The organism is Paenibacillus terrae (genome assembly GCF_005217525.1).
GTDB lineage: Bacteria > Bacillota > Bacilli > Paenibacillales > Paenibacillaceae > Paenibacillus > Paenibacillus terrae_C.
The window spans coordinates 107,922-123,136 of the sequence record NZ_PNXQ01000011.1 but is presented as its reverse complement, the minus strand read 5'-3'; the positions used below and the strand labels follow the sequence as shown (position 1 = coordinate 123,136).

Annotated in this window: 13 protein-coding genes and 1 pseudogene; 9 read left to right on the top strand and 5 right to left on the bottom strand. The window is 43.4% G+C overall.

The genetic code is table 11. The features are described 5' to 3' along the window. The first annotated feature begins 2 nt into the window (after positions 1-2). Entirely contained in the window at positions 3-461 is a 459-nt protein-coding gene (locus C1I60_RS25495; RefSeq protein WP_289306511.1) for an exosporium glycoprotein BclB-related protein, read from the top strand. A gap of 56 nt (positions 462-517) precedes the next feature. Here C1I60_RS25495 and nirD read toward each other — a convergent pair whose 3' ends face one another. Continuing rightward, entirely contained in the window at positions 518-838 is a 321-nt protein-coding gene (gene nirD / locus C1I60_RS09405; RefSeq protein ID WP_137061475.1) for a nitrite reductase small subunit NirD, read from the bottom strand. A gap of 42 nt (positions 839-880) precedes the next feature. Beyond that, positions 881-3,310, bottom strand: coding sequence for a nitrite reductase large subunit NirB (gene nirB / locus C1I60_RS09400; protein WP_137061474.1), 2,430 nt, complete (start codon positions 3,308-3,310; stop codon positions 881-883). A gap of 312 nt (positions 3,311-3,622) precedes the next feature. On the opposite strand from nirB, the gene C1I60_RS09395 reads away from it, so the two are divergent. The 6 genes and pseudogenes from C1I60_RS09395 to C1I60_RS25490 all read left to right on the top strand — a co-directional run. Beyond that, the gene (locus C1I60_RS09395; protein WP_137061473.1) at positions 3,623-4,213 is read left to right on the top strand and encodes a TetR/AcrR family transcriptional regulator; all 591 of its coding nucleotides are present in this window, start codon (positions 3,623-3,625) and stop codon (positions 4,211-4,213) included. Beyond that, on the top strand, positions 4,207-4,557 hold the full coding sequence (locus C1I60_RS09390) for an Asp23/Gls24 family envelope stress response protein (protein ID WP_137061472.1): 351 nt from the start codon (positions 4,207-4,209) through the stop codon (positions 4,555-4,557). The genes C1I60_RS09395 and C1I60_RS09390 overlap by 7 nt, the downstream gene beginning before the upstream one ends. Positions 4,558-4,865: 308 nt before the next feature. Further along, a complete protein-coding gene (locus tag C1I60_RS09385; RefSeq protein ID WP_137061471.1) occupies positions 4,866-6,527 on the top strand; it encodes a spore germination protein in 1,662 nt (553 codons plus the stop codon). 24 nt (positions 6,528-6,551) lie between these two features. Continuing rightward, positions 6,552-7,655, top strand: coding sequence for a GerAB/ArcD/ProY family transporter (locus C1I60_RS09380; protein ID WP_137061470.1), 1,104 nt, complete (start codon positions 6,552-6,554; stop codon positions 7,653-7,655). After that, positions 7,648-8,841, top strand: a complete 1,194-nt coding sequence (locus C1I60_RS09375) for a Ger(x)C family spore germination protein (RefSeq protein WP_137061469.1) — start codon at positions 7,648-7,650, stop codon at positions 8,839-8,841. Before C1I60_RS09380 ends, C1I60_RS09375 begins: the two co-directional genes overlap by 8 nt. Next, a pseudogene (locus C1I60_RS25490) lies at positions 8,828-8,929 on the top strand (glycoside hydrolase family 5 protein); the annotation flags it as partial. The gene C1I60_RS09375 and the pseudogene C1I60_RS25490, both read left to right, overlap by 14 nt. A 14-nt stretch (positions 8,930-8,943) precedes the next feature. Here the strand turns inward: C1I60_RS25490 and C1I60_RS09365 are convergent. The 3 genes from C1I60_RS09365 to C1I60_RS09355 all read right to left on the bottom strand — a co-directional run bounded on the left by C1I60_RS09365 (position 8,944) and on the right by C1I60_RS09355 (position 13,323). Further along, on the bottom strand, positions 8,944-9,714 hold the full coding sequence (locus tag C1I60_RS09365) for an alpha/beta fold hydrolase (RefSeq protein ID WP_137061468.1): 771 nt from the start codon (positions 9,712-9,714) through the stop codon (positions 8,944-8,946). 378 nt (positions 9,715-10,092) lie between these two features. Further along, positions 10,093-12,447: a glycoside hydrolase family 2 TIM barrel-domain containing protein gene (locus C1I60_RS09360; protein WP_137061467.1), complete on the bottom strand. Its 2,355-nt coding sequence runs from the start codon at positions 12,445-12,447 to the stop codon at positions 10,093-10,095. Between the two features lie 81 nt (positions 12,448-12,528). Continuing rightward, positions 12,529-13,323, bottom strand: coding sequence for a Nif3-like dinuclear metal center hexameric protein (locus C1I60_RS09355; RefSeq protein WP_137061466.1), 795 nt, complete (start codon positions 13,321-13,323; stop codon positions 12,529-12,531). 241 nt (positions 13,324-13,564) lie between these two features. Between C1I60_RS09355 and C1I60_RS09350 the strand changes: the two genes are divergently transcribed. Continuing rightward, positions 13,565-14,155 (top strand): RNA polymerase sigma factor, encoded by a 591-nt coding sequence (locus C1I60_RS09350; RefSeq protein ID WP_137061465.1) that lies wholly within the window; start codon positions 13,565-13,567, stop codon positions 14,153-14,155. Further along, positions 14,116-15,138 (top strand): DUF4367 domain-containing protein, encoded by a 1,023-nt coding sequence (locus C1I60_RS09345; protein ID WP_137061464.1) that lies wholly within the window; start codon positions 14,116-14,118, stop codon positions 15,136-15,138. The genes C1I60_RS09350 and C1I60_RS09345 overlap by 40 nt, the downstream gene beginning before the upstream one ends. Positions 15,139-15,215: the final 77 nt, after the last annotated feature.

Here is a 15,215-nt window from a genome sequence, read left to right as displayed (position 1 = left end):
GGTTGGTAGGAACAACGAGTTTGATTGGCTTCGGAAGCTCGGCAACAGGTATTAGCCTTTTAGGTGGAGTCATTGACCTGACAGGTACACTTGTAGGGCCACTAATTAACTTTGCTTTTTCTGTACCACGGGATGGCGTAATTACATCCATTGCTGGATATTTCAGCACAACGGCTGCGCTAACTCTCGTTGGATCAACCGTGACGATTACTGCCCAGTTGTTTAGTTCGACTACACCTGATAACACCTTTACAGCGGTCCCTGGGGCTACTGTTACATTAGCTCCACCACTGACTGGCATCATTGCCTTGGGTACCATTTCCAATGGCATCACTACCGGATTGGCTATACCAGTAACTGCGCAGACTCGCCTGCTCCTTGTCTTCTCTGCAACAGCTACGGGACTCTCCCTCGTAAACACCGTCGTGGGTTATGCGAGCGCAGGTATTACTATTACCTGATCCAAGATAACAAGAGCCCCGCAAGATTTGGTCCTGCGGGGCTCTTGTTATTTATATTAGAGAGATATTTTCACTTCTTCTCCATCTTCCCGAATGGTGAATGTTTTAATTTGTCCGGTATCAGGCTCTTGAACGATACCCGTCTCCAAATCAATCTTCCAATCACATAGCGGGTCATAAATGTAATGACCGGATACCATCGCTTCGGTAAGCGGCCCCCCTTTAGGATGCGGGCTGGAATTTTCAACAGCGTAAAGCTTGTTCTCCGAAGTGCGAAAAACCGCGATTTCGTTATCATTTAACCGGATCGTCCGCCCAATTCTATTTGGAAAATCCTTACTGTGGCCGACGATAAGCCACTCAGCATGCTTGATCATTCGCTTGATTGCTCCCTTCTCCAGGCAAGATTTTAAATACATTCACACAACAGACGGTGTAACGACTTCAAATAAATTTTTGCGCGAATCGGCATCGTTGATGATCTTTTTCCATGGGTCTTCAACCTGTTGCAGTGCAAATTCGATCCGTTCTATTAAAGCCTTGCGATGATCTACATCGTGAACGACAGCCTTCCGAATCTCTTCAAGGCCGGTCCGTTCCACCCATTCCGAAGTACGCTCCAGATATTGGCCTGTTTCCCGGTACAGTTGCATCACGCTTCCCACAATCTCAATCAGTTCATCGTCCGTTTTCACTTTACAGAGCGAATCAGCCAACCGTGCTTTTATACCACCGTTTCCACCGATAAAAATCTCCCAGCCTCCATCATTGCCTACAATTCCGATATCCTTCGTACATGATTCGGCACAATTGCGCGGACATCCATTGACCGCTAATTTAAATTTTGCCGGAAAATCCAATCTTTCAAATTTCCGTTCCAGCAACTCTCCCATTCCCATCGAGTCCTGTGTGCCAAAACGGCAAAATTGTGATCCAACACAGGTTTTAACTGTACGAAGAGATTTGGCATAGGCATATCCTGACGGCATATCGAGTTCTTCCCATACTTTAGGCAAATCCTCTTTACGGACACCAATCAAGTCAAGCCGTTGTCCTCCTGTTACTTTAACGACTTTAACGTTGTATTTAAGAGAAACATCAGCTATTTTCTTCAAATCCTCTGGAGTTGTTACACCACCGTACATTCTTGGCACAACTGTAAACGTTCCATCCTTTTGAATGTTCGCGTGCAGCCGCTCGTTCACAAAACGTGAATCTTCCTCATTTTCATAGGTATCCGGGTTCATCATCCCCAAATAATAATTCAGTGCCGGGCGACATTTGGAGCATCCTTCATCATTATGCCAACCTAGTATATTCATAACTTCACGTGTTGTTGTAAGCCCCTTGGTTTTGATAGCTCCAACAATTTCATCCCGGCTCCATGTTGTGCAGCCACATATTCCTTGCTTGGCAGCCGTCTTGAAGCTGTCTCCAAGAACATACTGGAGAATTTGTTCAACGACCGGCTTGCACCCTCCGCAGGACCGCGTTGCCCCGGTACATGCCTTAATTTCGTCGACTGTGGTCAATCCATTTTCATGGATCGCATCAACAATTGCCTTTTTGGTCACACCGTTGCAGCCACAGACAATTTCATCATCAGCCATCGTTTCAGCGGATAAGGTTTTAGCCCCGTCTTTACTGCATCCGGTACCCATGAGCTGTCCATATATCTCATCTGTCATCAACGTTTGCTGCCGCACATACTTCTGAAGACTGGCAGATTCGCTAACATCTCCGAACAGTACGGCTCCAACAATCCTGTTTTCCCGAAGCAACACTTTTTTGTAAGTATGCTTCCATTCATCCTTTGCTACAATCACCGTATGTTCAGGACTGGTTATGAATTCGCCAGCCGAGAAAACATCCACTCCTGAAATTTTGAGCTTGGTGGAAACCACTGATCCCGTATAGCCTTCTGTATCCACACCTGCCAAATGTTTTGCGAGCACACTTCCCTGTTCAAAAAGCGGCGCAACAAGGCCGTAACAGATCCCGCGGTGTTCAACACACTCCCCTACAGCATATACATCTGGCATGGAGGTCCTCATCAAATCATTGACCACAATTCCACGGTTCGTTTCCATGCCACTTTGCACAGCAACCTGAATATTAGGCTTGATCCCTACGGCCATAACGACCAAATCTGCTGCCAGTTCGCTTCCGTCCGAAAACCGCAGCCCCTGTACCCGATCTTGACCATACACCTCTGCAGTTTGCATTTGCATAGCAAATTTGATTCCCTGGCGTTCTAGTTCTGCCCTCAGCATCGCAGAGGCTTCCCGGTCCAGCTGACGCTCCATCAAATCCTCCATCAAATGAACGACCGTTACGTCCATACCGAGATTGACCAAGCCTTTAGCCGCTTCCAGTCCCAACAGCCCTCCACCAATGACTGCTGCCGTTTTATAGGTTTTCGCCGCCTCAAGCATGGCCGAGCAATCGGCGATATCTCTAAAACCGATGACGCCTGGTAATTCTTTTCCCGGAATAGGCAAGATAAACGATTGAGAGCCAGTAGCCACCAAAGCTACATCGTAATCTATTTCAAGTCCGTCCTCAGTGTAAATCCTCTTTCTTTCTCCGTCGATGCTTCGCACCGTTTTCCCAGTATATAAAGTAATACCTTGGTCCTCGTACCATTGCAAATCGTTCAGAATGATGTCCTCAATGGTTTTACTTCCCTCCAAAACATAAGAAAGCATAATCCTGTTATAGTTCGGATGAGGCTCATTTCCAAGGACCGTAATTTCATATTTATCCGTTAATTTTAGAATTTGTTCGACCGTATTGATACCAGCCATCCCGTTCCCTATAACAACAAGCTTCTGTTTACTGTTTGCCATATGCCGATTCCTCCATTCATTCGACGACATTGCCTGCGTTCTTATGAATACTGCTTATGCTTCTATTCTAATGTCGTGAGTTGCGTTACATGTGATTACAATCACAATATAATTAAAACCTTAAATGTTTAGGGATTTCCCTATTCGAATTCAAGGGATTAAGGTAAGAAACTGAAATTGAGTTATTATGACGATTTTTGAAAAGTGGGTGCTCCTATTTGACTCTTCTCAATATTTGATTTAGAATTTAATCAAATGATATAAAAAACTATCAATTAATAATATATAATATCAAATAAATAAGGGGTTCCAATGAAGAGAGACATGACAACGATCAAGCAAGTGAGGCTTAACAGCCTTTTGGATGTAGCTACCATGCTACTTATTGAAAAGCCAAACGCATCCATGAACGAGATTGCTGATTATGCAAAAATTGGTATTGCCACATTGCATCGATATGTTGAAAGCAGAGAGCAACTGATGATTTATCTTGGATTTCGGGCCATCGAAGTCGTAGGTGAAACCATGAAAAGGATTTCCTTGAACGAGGAAAACTATGAAAATTACATTCCAGAGTTGATTGAGGCACTTATTCCGTTAGGAGACAAAATTTATTTTCTTGCTCATGATGCATCCGTCAGCTTCAACAAGGAAATTGATGAAGCGGATCAGAAGCTAAGGGAACCCATCTTGCATGTGATTGAAATATTGCAACAAAAAGGTTATTTTCACCCGCATATCGATAAAGATTGGATCATGAATGTCCTCTACTCGCTGCTATTTCTAACATGGCAGCAAGTAAGGAACGGCAATATTGCGAAAAATTCTGCAGCGGCACTGGTTGTAAATACTTTTTACCATGGATTCAAAGCAACTGCACGCGAGGAGGAATCTACATGTTAATTCAAAACGTACTGGGGAGTATTGCGATTTCCAAAGATGCTATTTCTAAAATCATTGGTAAGACAGCAACGGCAACAATGGGAATTGCATCCATGTCAACAGGAGTCGTCGAAGGAATCACTAACAAGTTAAGTGGGAAAAGCCTACAAAATGGCATTGAACTTCATCTGACAGAATCAAGACTGGATGTCGAATTAAGCATTGTCGTTCATTACGGAACAAGAATGTACGATGTAGGCAGAGAATTACAGAAGAATGTTCGGGAAGCCATTGAGAAATATACGGGCTTATCCATTGGCATGATAAACGTCAAAGTACAAGGGATATCCCTATCCGTTAATTAATCGCGCAGCAATCCTTTCTACAGAACAGCTAAACTTCTATAGCACTCCACATTATATATTTTATAGATTAATCGACAAAGAAACCGTCCTCTGGAAGAATGGAACTACCATTCAACATGCTCCAGAAGCGGTTTTTTTGCTTTCTTCTACCATTTCCCCATCCAAAGTTTTCAGATTTCCACAAAAATATGAAGAGATAGCAAGTCATCAGACCGTTTAATGAGTAAATAAATCCTTTACAAGGAATACTTTATGAACAACCTGCTATTCTACGGGGACATGAATTGAATCGTTTGGGGGTCATCATCATGTGGTCTAAAATAGTACCTTATATTCCAAGCTGGGCTACATTATTTCAGGCAGCCCTCGCGTTGATTTTTCCATTAGGGATTTATTATATAAACCGCTCGATATATTCACTTGTAGGAAGTAAGGGAGCGAATTCCAAACAACCTGCTGACCGTCCTAAGGATGATAAAGACAACGCTGATCAGCAGCATGCAACAGGCTCCAAAATTACAGGGGATTATGATACCGATTTGAAATCACTCCAAGAGGCTATAGGCGAGAATAGTGATGTGCATTTTCGTGAGTTTATGGCGAAGAAATTTCATGCACGGTCCGTGTTAATCTTCATAGAAGGTATGCAGGATGAGGGGCTTATAAACAAGCAGGTATTGCAGGTATTGATGCTTGAGGGCCAACAGGAACAGTCAGAAAGTATAAGTAAGTCTTTTATAAAAGAAAGCTTGATGCCACTTACGCAAATTAGTGAAGTTGCAGATATGGAGAATCTGTACGAATTAATCCTTTTGGGCTATACCGTGTTATTAATTGAAGGCATAAATGAAGCACTGCTGGTCGGGCCCCCTAACGGCCCCGTTCGACCCGTGAATGAGCCGACCTCCGAAGCATTACTTCGGGGTCCCAGAATCGGCTTTACGGAAGTATTAAGTGAAAACACTTCGATGCTTAGACGTCAAGGCCTAAACAAAAGTCTGGAAATAAAGAAATTCCAGGTTGGAAGCAGAATCAAAAAAGATCTGGTTATCGCGTACATCAAGGATATTGTAAATCCGGATCTTCTTCAGGAAGTGAAGGACAGAATTTCAAAAATAGACATGGATTTTTTACCTGAATCCGGTTATGTGGAGCAACTTATTGAAGACAATTATTTAAGCCCGTTCCAGCAAGCGCATAATACTGAGCGCCCCGACCGTGTCATGAGTGCTTTGTTGGAAGGAAGAGTAGCGATTCTGCTGGATGGTACTCCCTTTGCACTTATTGTTCCGGTGACCTTCAGTATGCTGCTCCAATCTCCTGAGGACTATTATGAGCGCTGGATTCCAGGGACACTTTTACGCGTGTTGCGATTTTGCGGAGCTTTTATAGCGCTTATGGGTCCTGCTTTATATATCTCTTTTATATCGTTTCATCCCGGTTTGATTCCAACCAAGCTGATCGTGAGCATCATCGAGACCCGTCAAGGCGTCCCTTTTCCATCTGTCATCGAAGTTATGATTCTGGAAATCTCTATCGAAATCCTGCGGGAAGCCGGCATACGATTGCCCAAGCCTATTGGTCCTGCCATGGGCATTGTGGGAGGCTTGGTCATCGGCGACGCTGCTGTCAATGCGGGCATTGTTAGCCCTTTCCTTGTGATTGTTGTTTCGGTTACTGCCATTTCATCGTTTTCGATACCGTCATACAGCGCTGGCATTACCCTGCGTCTCTTACGTTTCGCTGGAATGCTCTTTGCAGCCCTTCTGGGCATGTTCGGTACGGTTTTGTTCTTCCTGATCATTTGTATCCATCTGACGAAATTGAAGAGCTTTGGCGTACCATATGTGACTCCCTTCTCCCCTATGCGTCTAAGCGACTGGAAGGATGTGTTTATACGAGCTCCTTTGACTTTGATGAAACGAAGACCCGTTATGATGAAAACTCAGCAAAGCAAGCGTAAATCATAGCACCCGGAGGAAGGAGGGAAAATTGTGTTCAGACGCTCTGATGATAAGATCACATCTAAACAGGCGGCAGTATTCCTGACCAATACCGTATTGGGAGCAGGGATTTTGACACTCCCGAGAGGTGTAAGTGAGACGGTAAAGACTCCTGATGCATGGCTTTCTGTCCTGATCGGCGGATGTATTGTCATATTCGTGGTCTTGCTTATGGTGAAATTAAGCCAACAATTTCCCGGTAACACTGTGTATCAATACTCCAGAAGAATTGTGGGTATCATTCCGGGAGGATTTTTAAGTCTGTTATTAATCATATACTTTATCATCATCGCTGGCTTTGAGATTCGCGTTTTAGCTGAAGTAACGTTGTATTTTCTGCTTGAAGGGACACCCATCTGGGCGATTGTAATTCCATTCATCTGGGTGGGAAGTTATCTGGTTTTTGGAGGCATTAATCCCATCGCGCGGTTATACCAGATTGTACTCCCGATCAGTCTTTTCTTTCTGCTCCTCTGTTTTGTCCTTAGCCTAAAAGTCTTTGAAATTGACCATCTTCGTCCTGTATTGAGTAACGGTATTATTCCAGTAGTTAAGGGACTAAAGTCGACTGTCCTTGTTTTCACTGGATGTGAAGTCATCATGACATTGGTCGCTTTCTTGCAGCACCCTGAAAAAGCGGCCAAGACCATGGTAGCAGGAATCAGCATCCCTTGGATATTGTACTTTTTGACAGTAGTTATGGTAGTCGGCGGGTTATCGGTGGACTCCACTGTGACAAGCACCTGGCCCACAATTAATTTAATGCGCAGCTTTGAAATCCCGGGGTTTCTTTTTGAACGTCTTGAGTTTCCGCTGCTGGTGATTTGGATGATGCAAATGTTTTGTAATTTCTGCAGTTTTTTCTTCAATGCATCCTTAGGTGTCTCACAGGTGTTTGGCCTTCAATATCGCAATGCAATATTTGTCTTAATCCCGCTTATTTTCATCTCCACTATGGTTCCTGTACGTATGACTGAGGTGCTTAGTTTGGGGGATGCGATCGGATACATGGGAATCATTTTATTTTTTCTCGTCCCGGTATCTCTTTCCATCATTTTTATAATCAGGAAGAAGGGGATGAAGCAAAATGTATAGTCGATATATCCTATCTTTGCTGCTTGCCTTCATTCTTCTGGTAAGTCAAGCCGGTTGCTGGAGCAGCAGAGAAATAGAAGAACTAAGCATGTATACAGGACTGTCACTGGATAAGGGTGAGCCCAGCACAGTGGAACAGGACCTGGAGAAGGAAGGCAGCCGTTACTTCAAGAAAAATAAAATTACTGCCACTGTGCAAATCGTCCCCAAAAAGTCTTTTGGAAACGCAGCAAAACAAGCCGGTGGACAAGGGCCAAACTATATCAATATAGCTGGCACCGGGGATTCTGTACTTGAAATCTTCCGGCAATTCTCCATCCGCCTGGATCGCCCGATTATTGGTCACCACCTGAAGGTCATCGTGGTTTCTACCGAACTGGCGAAACAACAGACGATGCAGCAATTAATGGATTTTGTGCTTCGTGATAATGATATTCGACCGAGCTGCCTGGTTTTCTTAAGTAAGGGACGAGCAGCTAACACATTGGTCACAAAATATAAGGACGAGGTCCCTTCCTTCCATATATTGTATATGATTCGTAACCATTTCAGAACCAGCAAGTTAATGAGAGGGATCAATTTGTCTGAATTGGATGGGTTGATGCATTCCAAAAAAAGCTATATCCTGCAAAACATTATTGAAGCCGAAGGAGAATTTGAATTTTCAGGTGCCAGCATTATTAAGGGAGACACCGGCCACTGGCTCGGCAATTTGGGGCAACAAGACGTGGATAGTATTGCATGGATTAAAGATGATGTTGAGGGTGGAGCTATCAAAACATATGATGAGCGGAATCAACCTATAACTTATGAGATCAAGTCGGTAAATAGCAAAATAACGACTAAGGTGACCGAGGGAAACAACATCTCCTTTCATGTCAAGATTGAATCCAAAGGGCGTTTAATTGAAGACTGGGATGATAAATTGGACCCGACCAAAACACAAAACATGAAAAAGGCTGAGAAAGAGTTTGAAAAAGAAGTAACAAGAAGGCTTAAAACTCTTATGCACAAGCTGCAATCGCAATATAAAGTCGATGTTGCCGGTTTTGGCGAACACTTATATATTGAAAAACCTCAAACGTGGAAAAAAGTAAAGGATGATTGGGATTATAAATTCAGTCAAATACCCGTAACTTTCGATGTCAAGTTAACCATTACGGATTTAGGCTCATCTGCTGAATAAAGGACTTCCATTGATTATTGGTGAATTTGGCGGTTACCATCAGGGAGCGGATGTCGATGAGACAGAAATCATGAGATACGGCCAATCCGCTCCTGAATTTTTTCAGAAGCGGCTTACAAACTGGCTAATTAATCGGTTTAATGGTTTGGCTGCTTTCGTAGGAATTCGATGATCCATATCCTCAATAAAAATCAGCTCGTTTTGGGGCAATCGTTCATGCAACAACCGGGCATATGGATAAAAGAGTTTGTCTTTCTCTCCGTAAATCAACAGGACGCGATGATTTATTTCCTGCAAATGTGCTGTACAGTTATAGTGCAGACTATAATTGTAATATTGCTCCGCGTTTTTGGCGTTTCCTTTTCTGGCATCGTTAAACAACGTCCAGAACAAGGATAAATTTTTATGAGCTTGACTCCAAGCAGTGGAGAAAGCAATCGGACTGATCAATCCCAGTTTGGAGAACATATGTCCAAGTGATATTTTGTTTTTTAATTCCCTACCGCCAACTTCCGACATGCCACCGATGATAATGCCGCCCAGGGATCGATCAGGATAGGCTAACAGAAAGTCAAGCACAATGGAGCCACCTATCGAATAACCGCATAAAAATGCCCTCTCTATCTTCAACTCGTCCATGAGCTGCTTCATATCCTCGGCAATTAACGGATAGGTAATCGCTTTCTTGGAAGGCTCACTTTGACCATGGCCCCGAATATCAAAAGCTACTGTACGAAAACGATCGGACAATTCCTGAATTTGATATTGAAAATTCGAACTTGTCAACACTGGAGGATGAATGAACAGGATTGCCGTCCCTTTTCCACGATCCGTGTAATGCATACTATATCCGTTTATATTGGTTTTGGGCAATTCGAAACACATCCTCACTGCTTATATTTAGAAGAAAACAAAGCGTAAAAAAACGCAAAGACCTTTCACAATGCGTTTTTCAAAAACTCTTAACAAAAGCTAGCTCACCATAAAGGAGTTATCATAATTATTTCCGAAAATATTGTGAGTTACACAACATTTTCAATTTTAAACTCGACTGTTTTTCAAAGGACAAAGACGAGTGAAAAAACGCGCACCGCTCCAAAATGAATCATCAGACCTATCATGAACGCTCGATCACAAGCTCGGACGTTACCGTATCCGTAAGGCTACGCCGAACTGGCGGCACTACTACCGTACCAATACAGCTACATCCGCTTTACGCGTCAGATTGACCGTTTCCTCAACCTTGAATTGTCATTTGTATTCATGCTCAATATTTAGTCTGGCTTCCCCCTGCAACCCTCCATCTGCTGAAGCTTGAAGCAACAGCTCACCTGCCAGATACCCGGATTGCACTATAACAAGACACCTGCCTCTGTGTGTTCGTATCTGGTTTCCCTGGAAGGGTTCATCACGGGTGAGATCGCCGTTATCTATTCCAAGGATACGACCATTACCATGTAGATTAAAGGTTACATCAAATTCCTGATTAGGTACAATAATTCCATCTTGGTCTGTGACAGTTACCTCCACATGAGATATTTCATGACCATTGGCAGGTAGAACCGTCCGATCAGCCTGCAACTTTAGACCATAAGGAAGCCCGGCAGTGGTTAATTCATGCACACAGACCTTATGATCTCCATTACTGCCAATAGCCCGGATTTTGCCTGGTGTATAGGGAAGCTCCCATATGATTAAATGATCAGGGTAATCGACAAGCTTTCTTTCACCATAAGATTCATTGTTCACGATCAATTCCACGCGCTCACAATTGGTGAAGGTAACTAACCGTATCAATTTTCCGCCATATTCAGGAAATGTCCAATGATCTTCCATACCCGGACATTTCCAGTGCATCGTCCACGATGGATTGTGTTCCGGCTTCATACGTTCGTGAAGTACAGCAATGTGCACAATAGGCTCATCTGACCATAAACTTTGTTGAAGAAAGGACACAGGCTTGCGGAACCCGCAAGTATCAATCAGGCCCGACGACCACCCTTTGGAGGGATAGCTTGTTTCTCCCAGATAGTCAATCCCGCTCCAAACAAATTGGCCCATCACATAATCATAATTAACCACATCAAACCAGGGATTATGGGGCAAATAACCTTTAACCCGATTATCCTTACCACGATAATACGGAAAAGTCTCCGTTCCAATGATTAGCGTATCCGGCATGGCCCTTCTGTAGTGCTCATACCACTGCTCCTGATAGTTTAACCCCAGAACGTCCACTCGTTGTGCCAGCAGCCTGGTATGCTCCACCTTGGCTTGAATCGAACCTTCGCGCAAGCTGATCGGTGTATTATGCGGCTCAAGCGCACAGGTAACAGGCCGGGTTGGGTCTTTTTCATGGCAAAAGGCAACGAGTTGCTCCAACATCCTGAGCATGGACGGCTGCCCCTGGTTCTCTACTTCATTTCCCACACTCCACATGAAAACGCTGGGATGGTTCCTGTCTCTTATGAGCATCGCTTCCAGGTCCTTTTCCCACCATTCATCATATAAATGCTCATAGGAAAGAGATTTCCATTTGTCAAAAGCTTCATCAATCACCAAAAACCCCATCTGATCACAAAGATCCAATAATTCGGGCGCCATAGGATTATGAGCAAAACGAATCGCATTACACCCCATTTCCTTCAGCTTCTGTAGCCTTCTCTTCATGGCCGTATCATGGTAAGCAGCTCCCAGACAGCCTAAATCATGGTGAATGCAAACTCCCTTTAGCTTCAAGCTGCTTCCATTCAGAAATAAACCCTTTTGAGCGTCCAGTTTCACTTCTCTTATGCCAAAAGGGGTTCGATAACAATCTACCTCTTTATTGTCGCAATAAATGATGGTTTGAGCTTCATAGAGCACCGGGTTCTCCGGTGACCACAATTCTGGCTCTAAAATCCGCGTTTTTTGCTCCATTTCGCCCGGTTCAAAGCCCGAAAGAGTCACTCGATTTTCAATTTTCCCTTTTATTTGTCCCTGTGAATCCAGAATTTCAGTCACAATATTGCACTCTACAGCATGCTCATGATGATTAGTAATCTGGATTCTGGCACTCACCTTGGCTTCATCTGGCGAAATTTCAGGTGTGGTGATGTAAGTCCCCCATTCGGTGACATGAATATAATCCGTACAAATTAGCCACACATTACGATAAATACCGGACCCCGAATACCATCTGTCAGGCGGAAGAGTCGTATTGTCCACTTTGACAGCAATCACGTTATCCTCATTCCACCGAATATATGGGGTCAAATCATATTGAAAACTAACATATCCATAAGGCCGCTTGCCCACAAAATGCCCATTGATCCAAACCTCACTATTATTGTGAATACCATCAAATTGTATGTAAACGCGCTGTTTGGGAGAAGAGGGCTTCACATTAAAATGCTTTCTATACCATCCAACAGACCATCTGGGCAAATAAGCTTGATTCCCGCCATACAGCATATGTGGATCAAAGGATTTTTCTATACTCCAGTCATGAGGAACTTGAAGGAGCCGCCATTGCTCATCGTTATAATCTGTCTTTTCGGCACCTGTGTAATTACCCTCTATAAATTTCCAGTTTGTGTTGAATGACGTAATCACTCTGCTTCCCATCATCTTGCCTCCATTTCATAAAAATTGATGAACGGATATAACAACAATGCGGGATAATCATCACAATAGACGTGTTCTCCATTACAATATTTGAAACACCGGGCGATCTTCAATAAAATGTATAGGAATTGTTGGGAATTGGCTGGAAAGCACATCAGCGAGGTATTTCATACCAGGTGCTTCGCTTTCGGCATGTCCCAGCATAATAAGGGCTTTATTTCTGCCCTGATAGACAGCATCTTTCACATATTCTGGTGTTTCCCATTCGGGTCCTTCACCAGCAATGATCAAATCCACATTTTCATTTAGAAATAATGGAATGGCCGGTTCAGTACCTCCCCTGTAACCTACCATAATCCCTACTCGTTCACATGGCATGGAAAGCTCACCAGCTACCCGTACATAACGAATATGAAGCTTGGCTTTGATATATTCGGCGACCTCCTTCACTTCCATAGCCGGAATTGTCAAAATGGCGAACGCCGGCTGCTGTTTCACAACATAGGTGTGCCAATCAAGTGCCTGGAGAAGTCCAACCATCACTCCATCCGGCTGATAACGGTGTATAGCGTCATGCAAACGATAAATACCTAGACCCGAGTCGGCAATCAGACGGGATTTTTGCAAAAAGACAGGATCATGTCGTAAACATTCCTGTATCCCCAGATGGCTATAAAAAATGCCTTCATGCGTAATGATAAAATTTGCGCCTAGAGAAATAGCTTGTTCTATCACATATTGGGACGCGCAGAAAGCGGTTACAATTCCTTGCACCTCAGTATCCAAATGCCCTGGGTTAAGCAGATCTACGGTCGTGTTGGGTGTTCTTATTCCCTTGGTCAGATGGTTCACAATCTGTCCTATGGTCATGGTCATTCATGTATCCCTCCTCATGGAGAATGCACATCAATTGTACCATTTTATTTCATTCATGGATGCTATTCTTTTTAGTAAAACAGCCAGCTCCAAGGGAGCCGGCTATAGTATAAATTTATTTATACTATATTTAATTCATAACTTTTCTAGCGAATATGTAGAAAAAGTGTCCCTTTGGGCTCACTTCAATTGTTATATGTATATAAACTGCATATTGGACACAGAGGAGGTGCTTAAGGATTTGGATGAAGAAATAGAGTACAGGATTAAACGGGTTCAGGCAGGCGAAATCCAGGATTACGCTTTTATCGTAAAAAAGTACCAGCATCCGATTCTGGTGTACTGCTGGCGGCTTCTGAGCAACGAACAAGAAGCCGAGGACGCCGTTCAGGACATTCTCGTTAAGTCATTTGAGAAAATTAACATGTATAAGCCGACTGTGAGCTTCTCGTCCTGGCTATATAAAATGGCTTATCATCACTGCTTGAACTTGATTCACCGAAAGAAATTGCAACGAGCATTTAAGCTTGGTCTGTTTACCCACAACATGCCAACCACTGACAGCGCTGCACAGAATATAGAAAGCCAACTTTTCAGTGAACCGCTCAGCCGGGCGCTGAACAAACTGACAGCAGAAGAACGAAGCCTGCTGGTGCTGCGAATCTTTGAAGAAAAGTCGTTTGGCGAGATCGGTGAAATCATGAACAAAAGCCAGGAAGCGGTCAAGAAAAAATACGGCAGGACGAAAACAAAGCTCAAAAAAATAATGAACGCTATGAAGGAGGAAGAGGAATGCGTGAACTTCAACACACTGTTCAAGACAAAAGCATAAAGGAAATGGATTTGCTGCCGGAAAATGCGTTGAAACTCCAGGTGTTTGATGTCACGGACAAGGTGATGGATCGGGTCTATCAGAAGGGACAACAAAAACCGGGACCGACTGCCAAAATGCGTCTACGACCCGGTATCGCAGTCCCCGCTATGATTACGTTCTTTGTTTTGGGTGCTTCTATTACCGGATACGCGGCTTCGCAATACCTTGAATTTCGTAACAGCAAGGGTGACATCCTATTACATACAGCTAAATTTTATGAACCCTCGGATTCTGTTAAAAAGTATTTACAGGTGCTGGATACATACAGCCAAAAGGTAAAAAATCAGCTTCAGCTGGGAGAATATGCTGCCTATTACGTTAAGGATGATTTTATAAATAACGAAGACCGACTTAATCCGGTCAAATTTGAATATAAGTGGGTTGAATTCTCCAGTTTCAGCAGCTTTCAGAAAGAAATTAAACGGACGCATGCACCACTCTTGTATAGTCCATCTCATCTGCCGGACGGCTACCATTTCGATTACGGATATGTGTATCCTGCTTTTATGTACCCTAAATCTCTGAATAATGCAGAATATCGCACTCTAGTGGATGAGCTCATCCAAAAGTCCAAAAGCGCTCCAGCAGGTGAAAAGATGTTTATAAAGAAGCTGAACTGGAAAAAGGCGGACCTTACTACAGCGCGGTATGTGAAAGGAAGCAACTATGTGAGCATTTCCATCAGTACACTCACACCTGAATCCAAGCTGACTATCTTTCAGAATGATCGAGATTCGGCTGAAAAACTGACGATTAAAGGAACCGAGGCATATTACATCGGATCAAGTGAGACAAAACAGCCAACTAATACAAGCAAAAATCGGCTTGGTTGGAAAGATGACAACCATCATTTGTTCTACGAGATTTATGACAATCCGAATAGTCCGTTGGTCAAGCAGGACTTAGTAAAGATTGCGGAAGATCTCCTCGCTCCTCATTAATTCAGCAAATTCCATCATAACCGTTACTCACAACAGCTTCTGTTAGTAACGGTTATAGGTCTCCCCTTTTCTAATCA

Coding starts and splice junctions, on each gene's coding strand:
- nirD (WP_137061475.1), bottom strand. CDS start 838: ATGATCAAGCATGCTGAGTGGCTTATCGTCGGCCACAGTAAGGATTTT.
- nirB (WP_137061474.1), bottom strand. CDS start 3,310: ATGGCAAACAGTAAACAGAAGCTTGTTGTTATAGGGAACGGGATGGCT.
- C1I60_RS09395 (WP_137061473.1), top strand. CDS start 3,623: ATGAAGAGAGACATGACAACGATCAAGCAAGTGAGGCTTAACAGCCTT.
- C1I60_RS09390 (WP_137061472.1), top strand. CDS start 4,207: ATGTTAATTCAAAACGTACTGGGGAGTATTGCGATTTCCAAAGATGCT.
- C1I60_RS09385 (WP_137061471.1), top strand. CDS start 4,866: ATGTGGTCTAAAATAGTACCTTATATTCCAAGCTGGGCTACATTATTT.
- C1I60_RS09375 (WP_137061469.1), top strand. CDS start 7,648: ATGTATAGTCGATATATCCTATCTTTGCTGCTTGCCTTCATTCTTCTG.
- C1I60_RS09360 (WP_137061467.1), bottom strand. CDS start 12,447: ATGGGAAGCAGAGTGATTACGTCATTCAACACAAACTGGAAATTTATA.
- C1I60_RS09355 (WP_137061466.1), bottom strand. CDS start 13,323: ATGACCATGACCATAGGACAGATTGTGAACCATCTGACCAAGGGAATA.
- C1I60_RS09345 (WP_137061464.1), top strand. CDS start 14,116: ATGCGTGAACTTCAACACACTGTTCAAGACAAAAGCATAAAGGAAATG.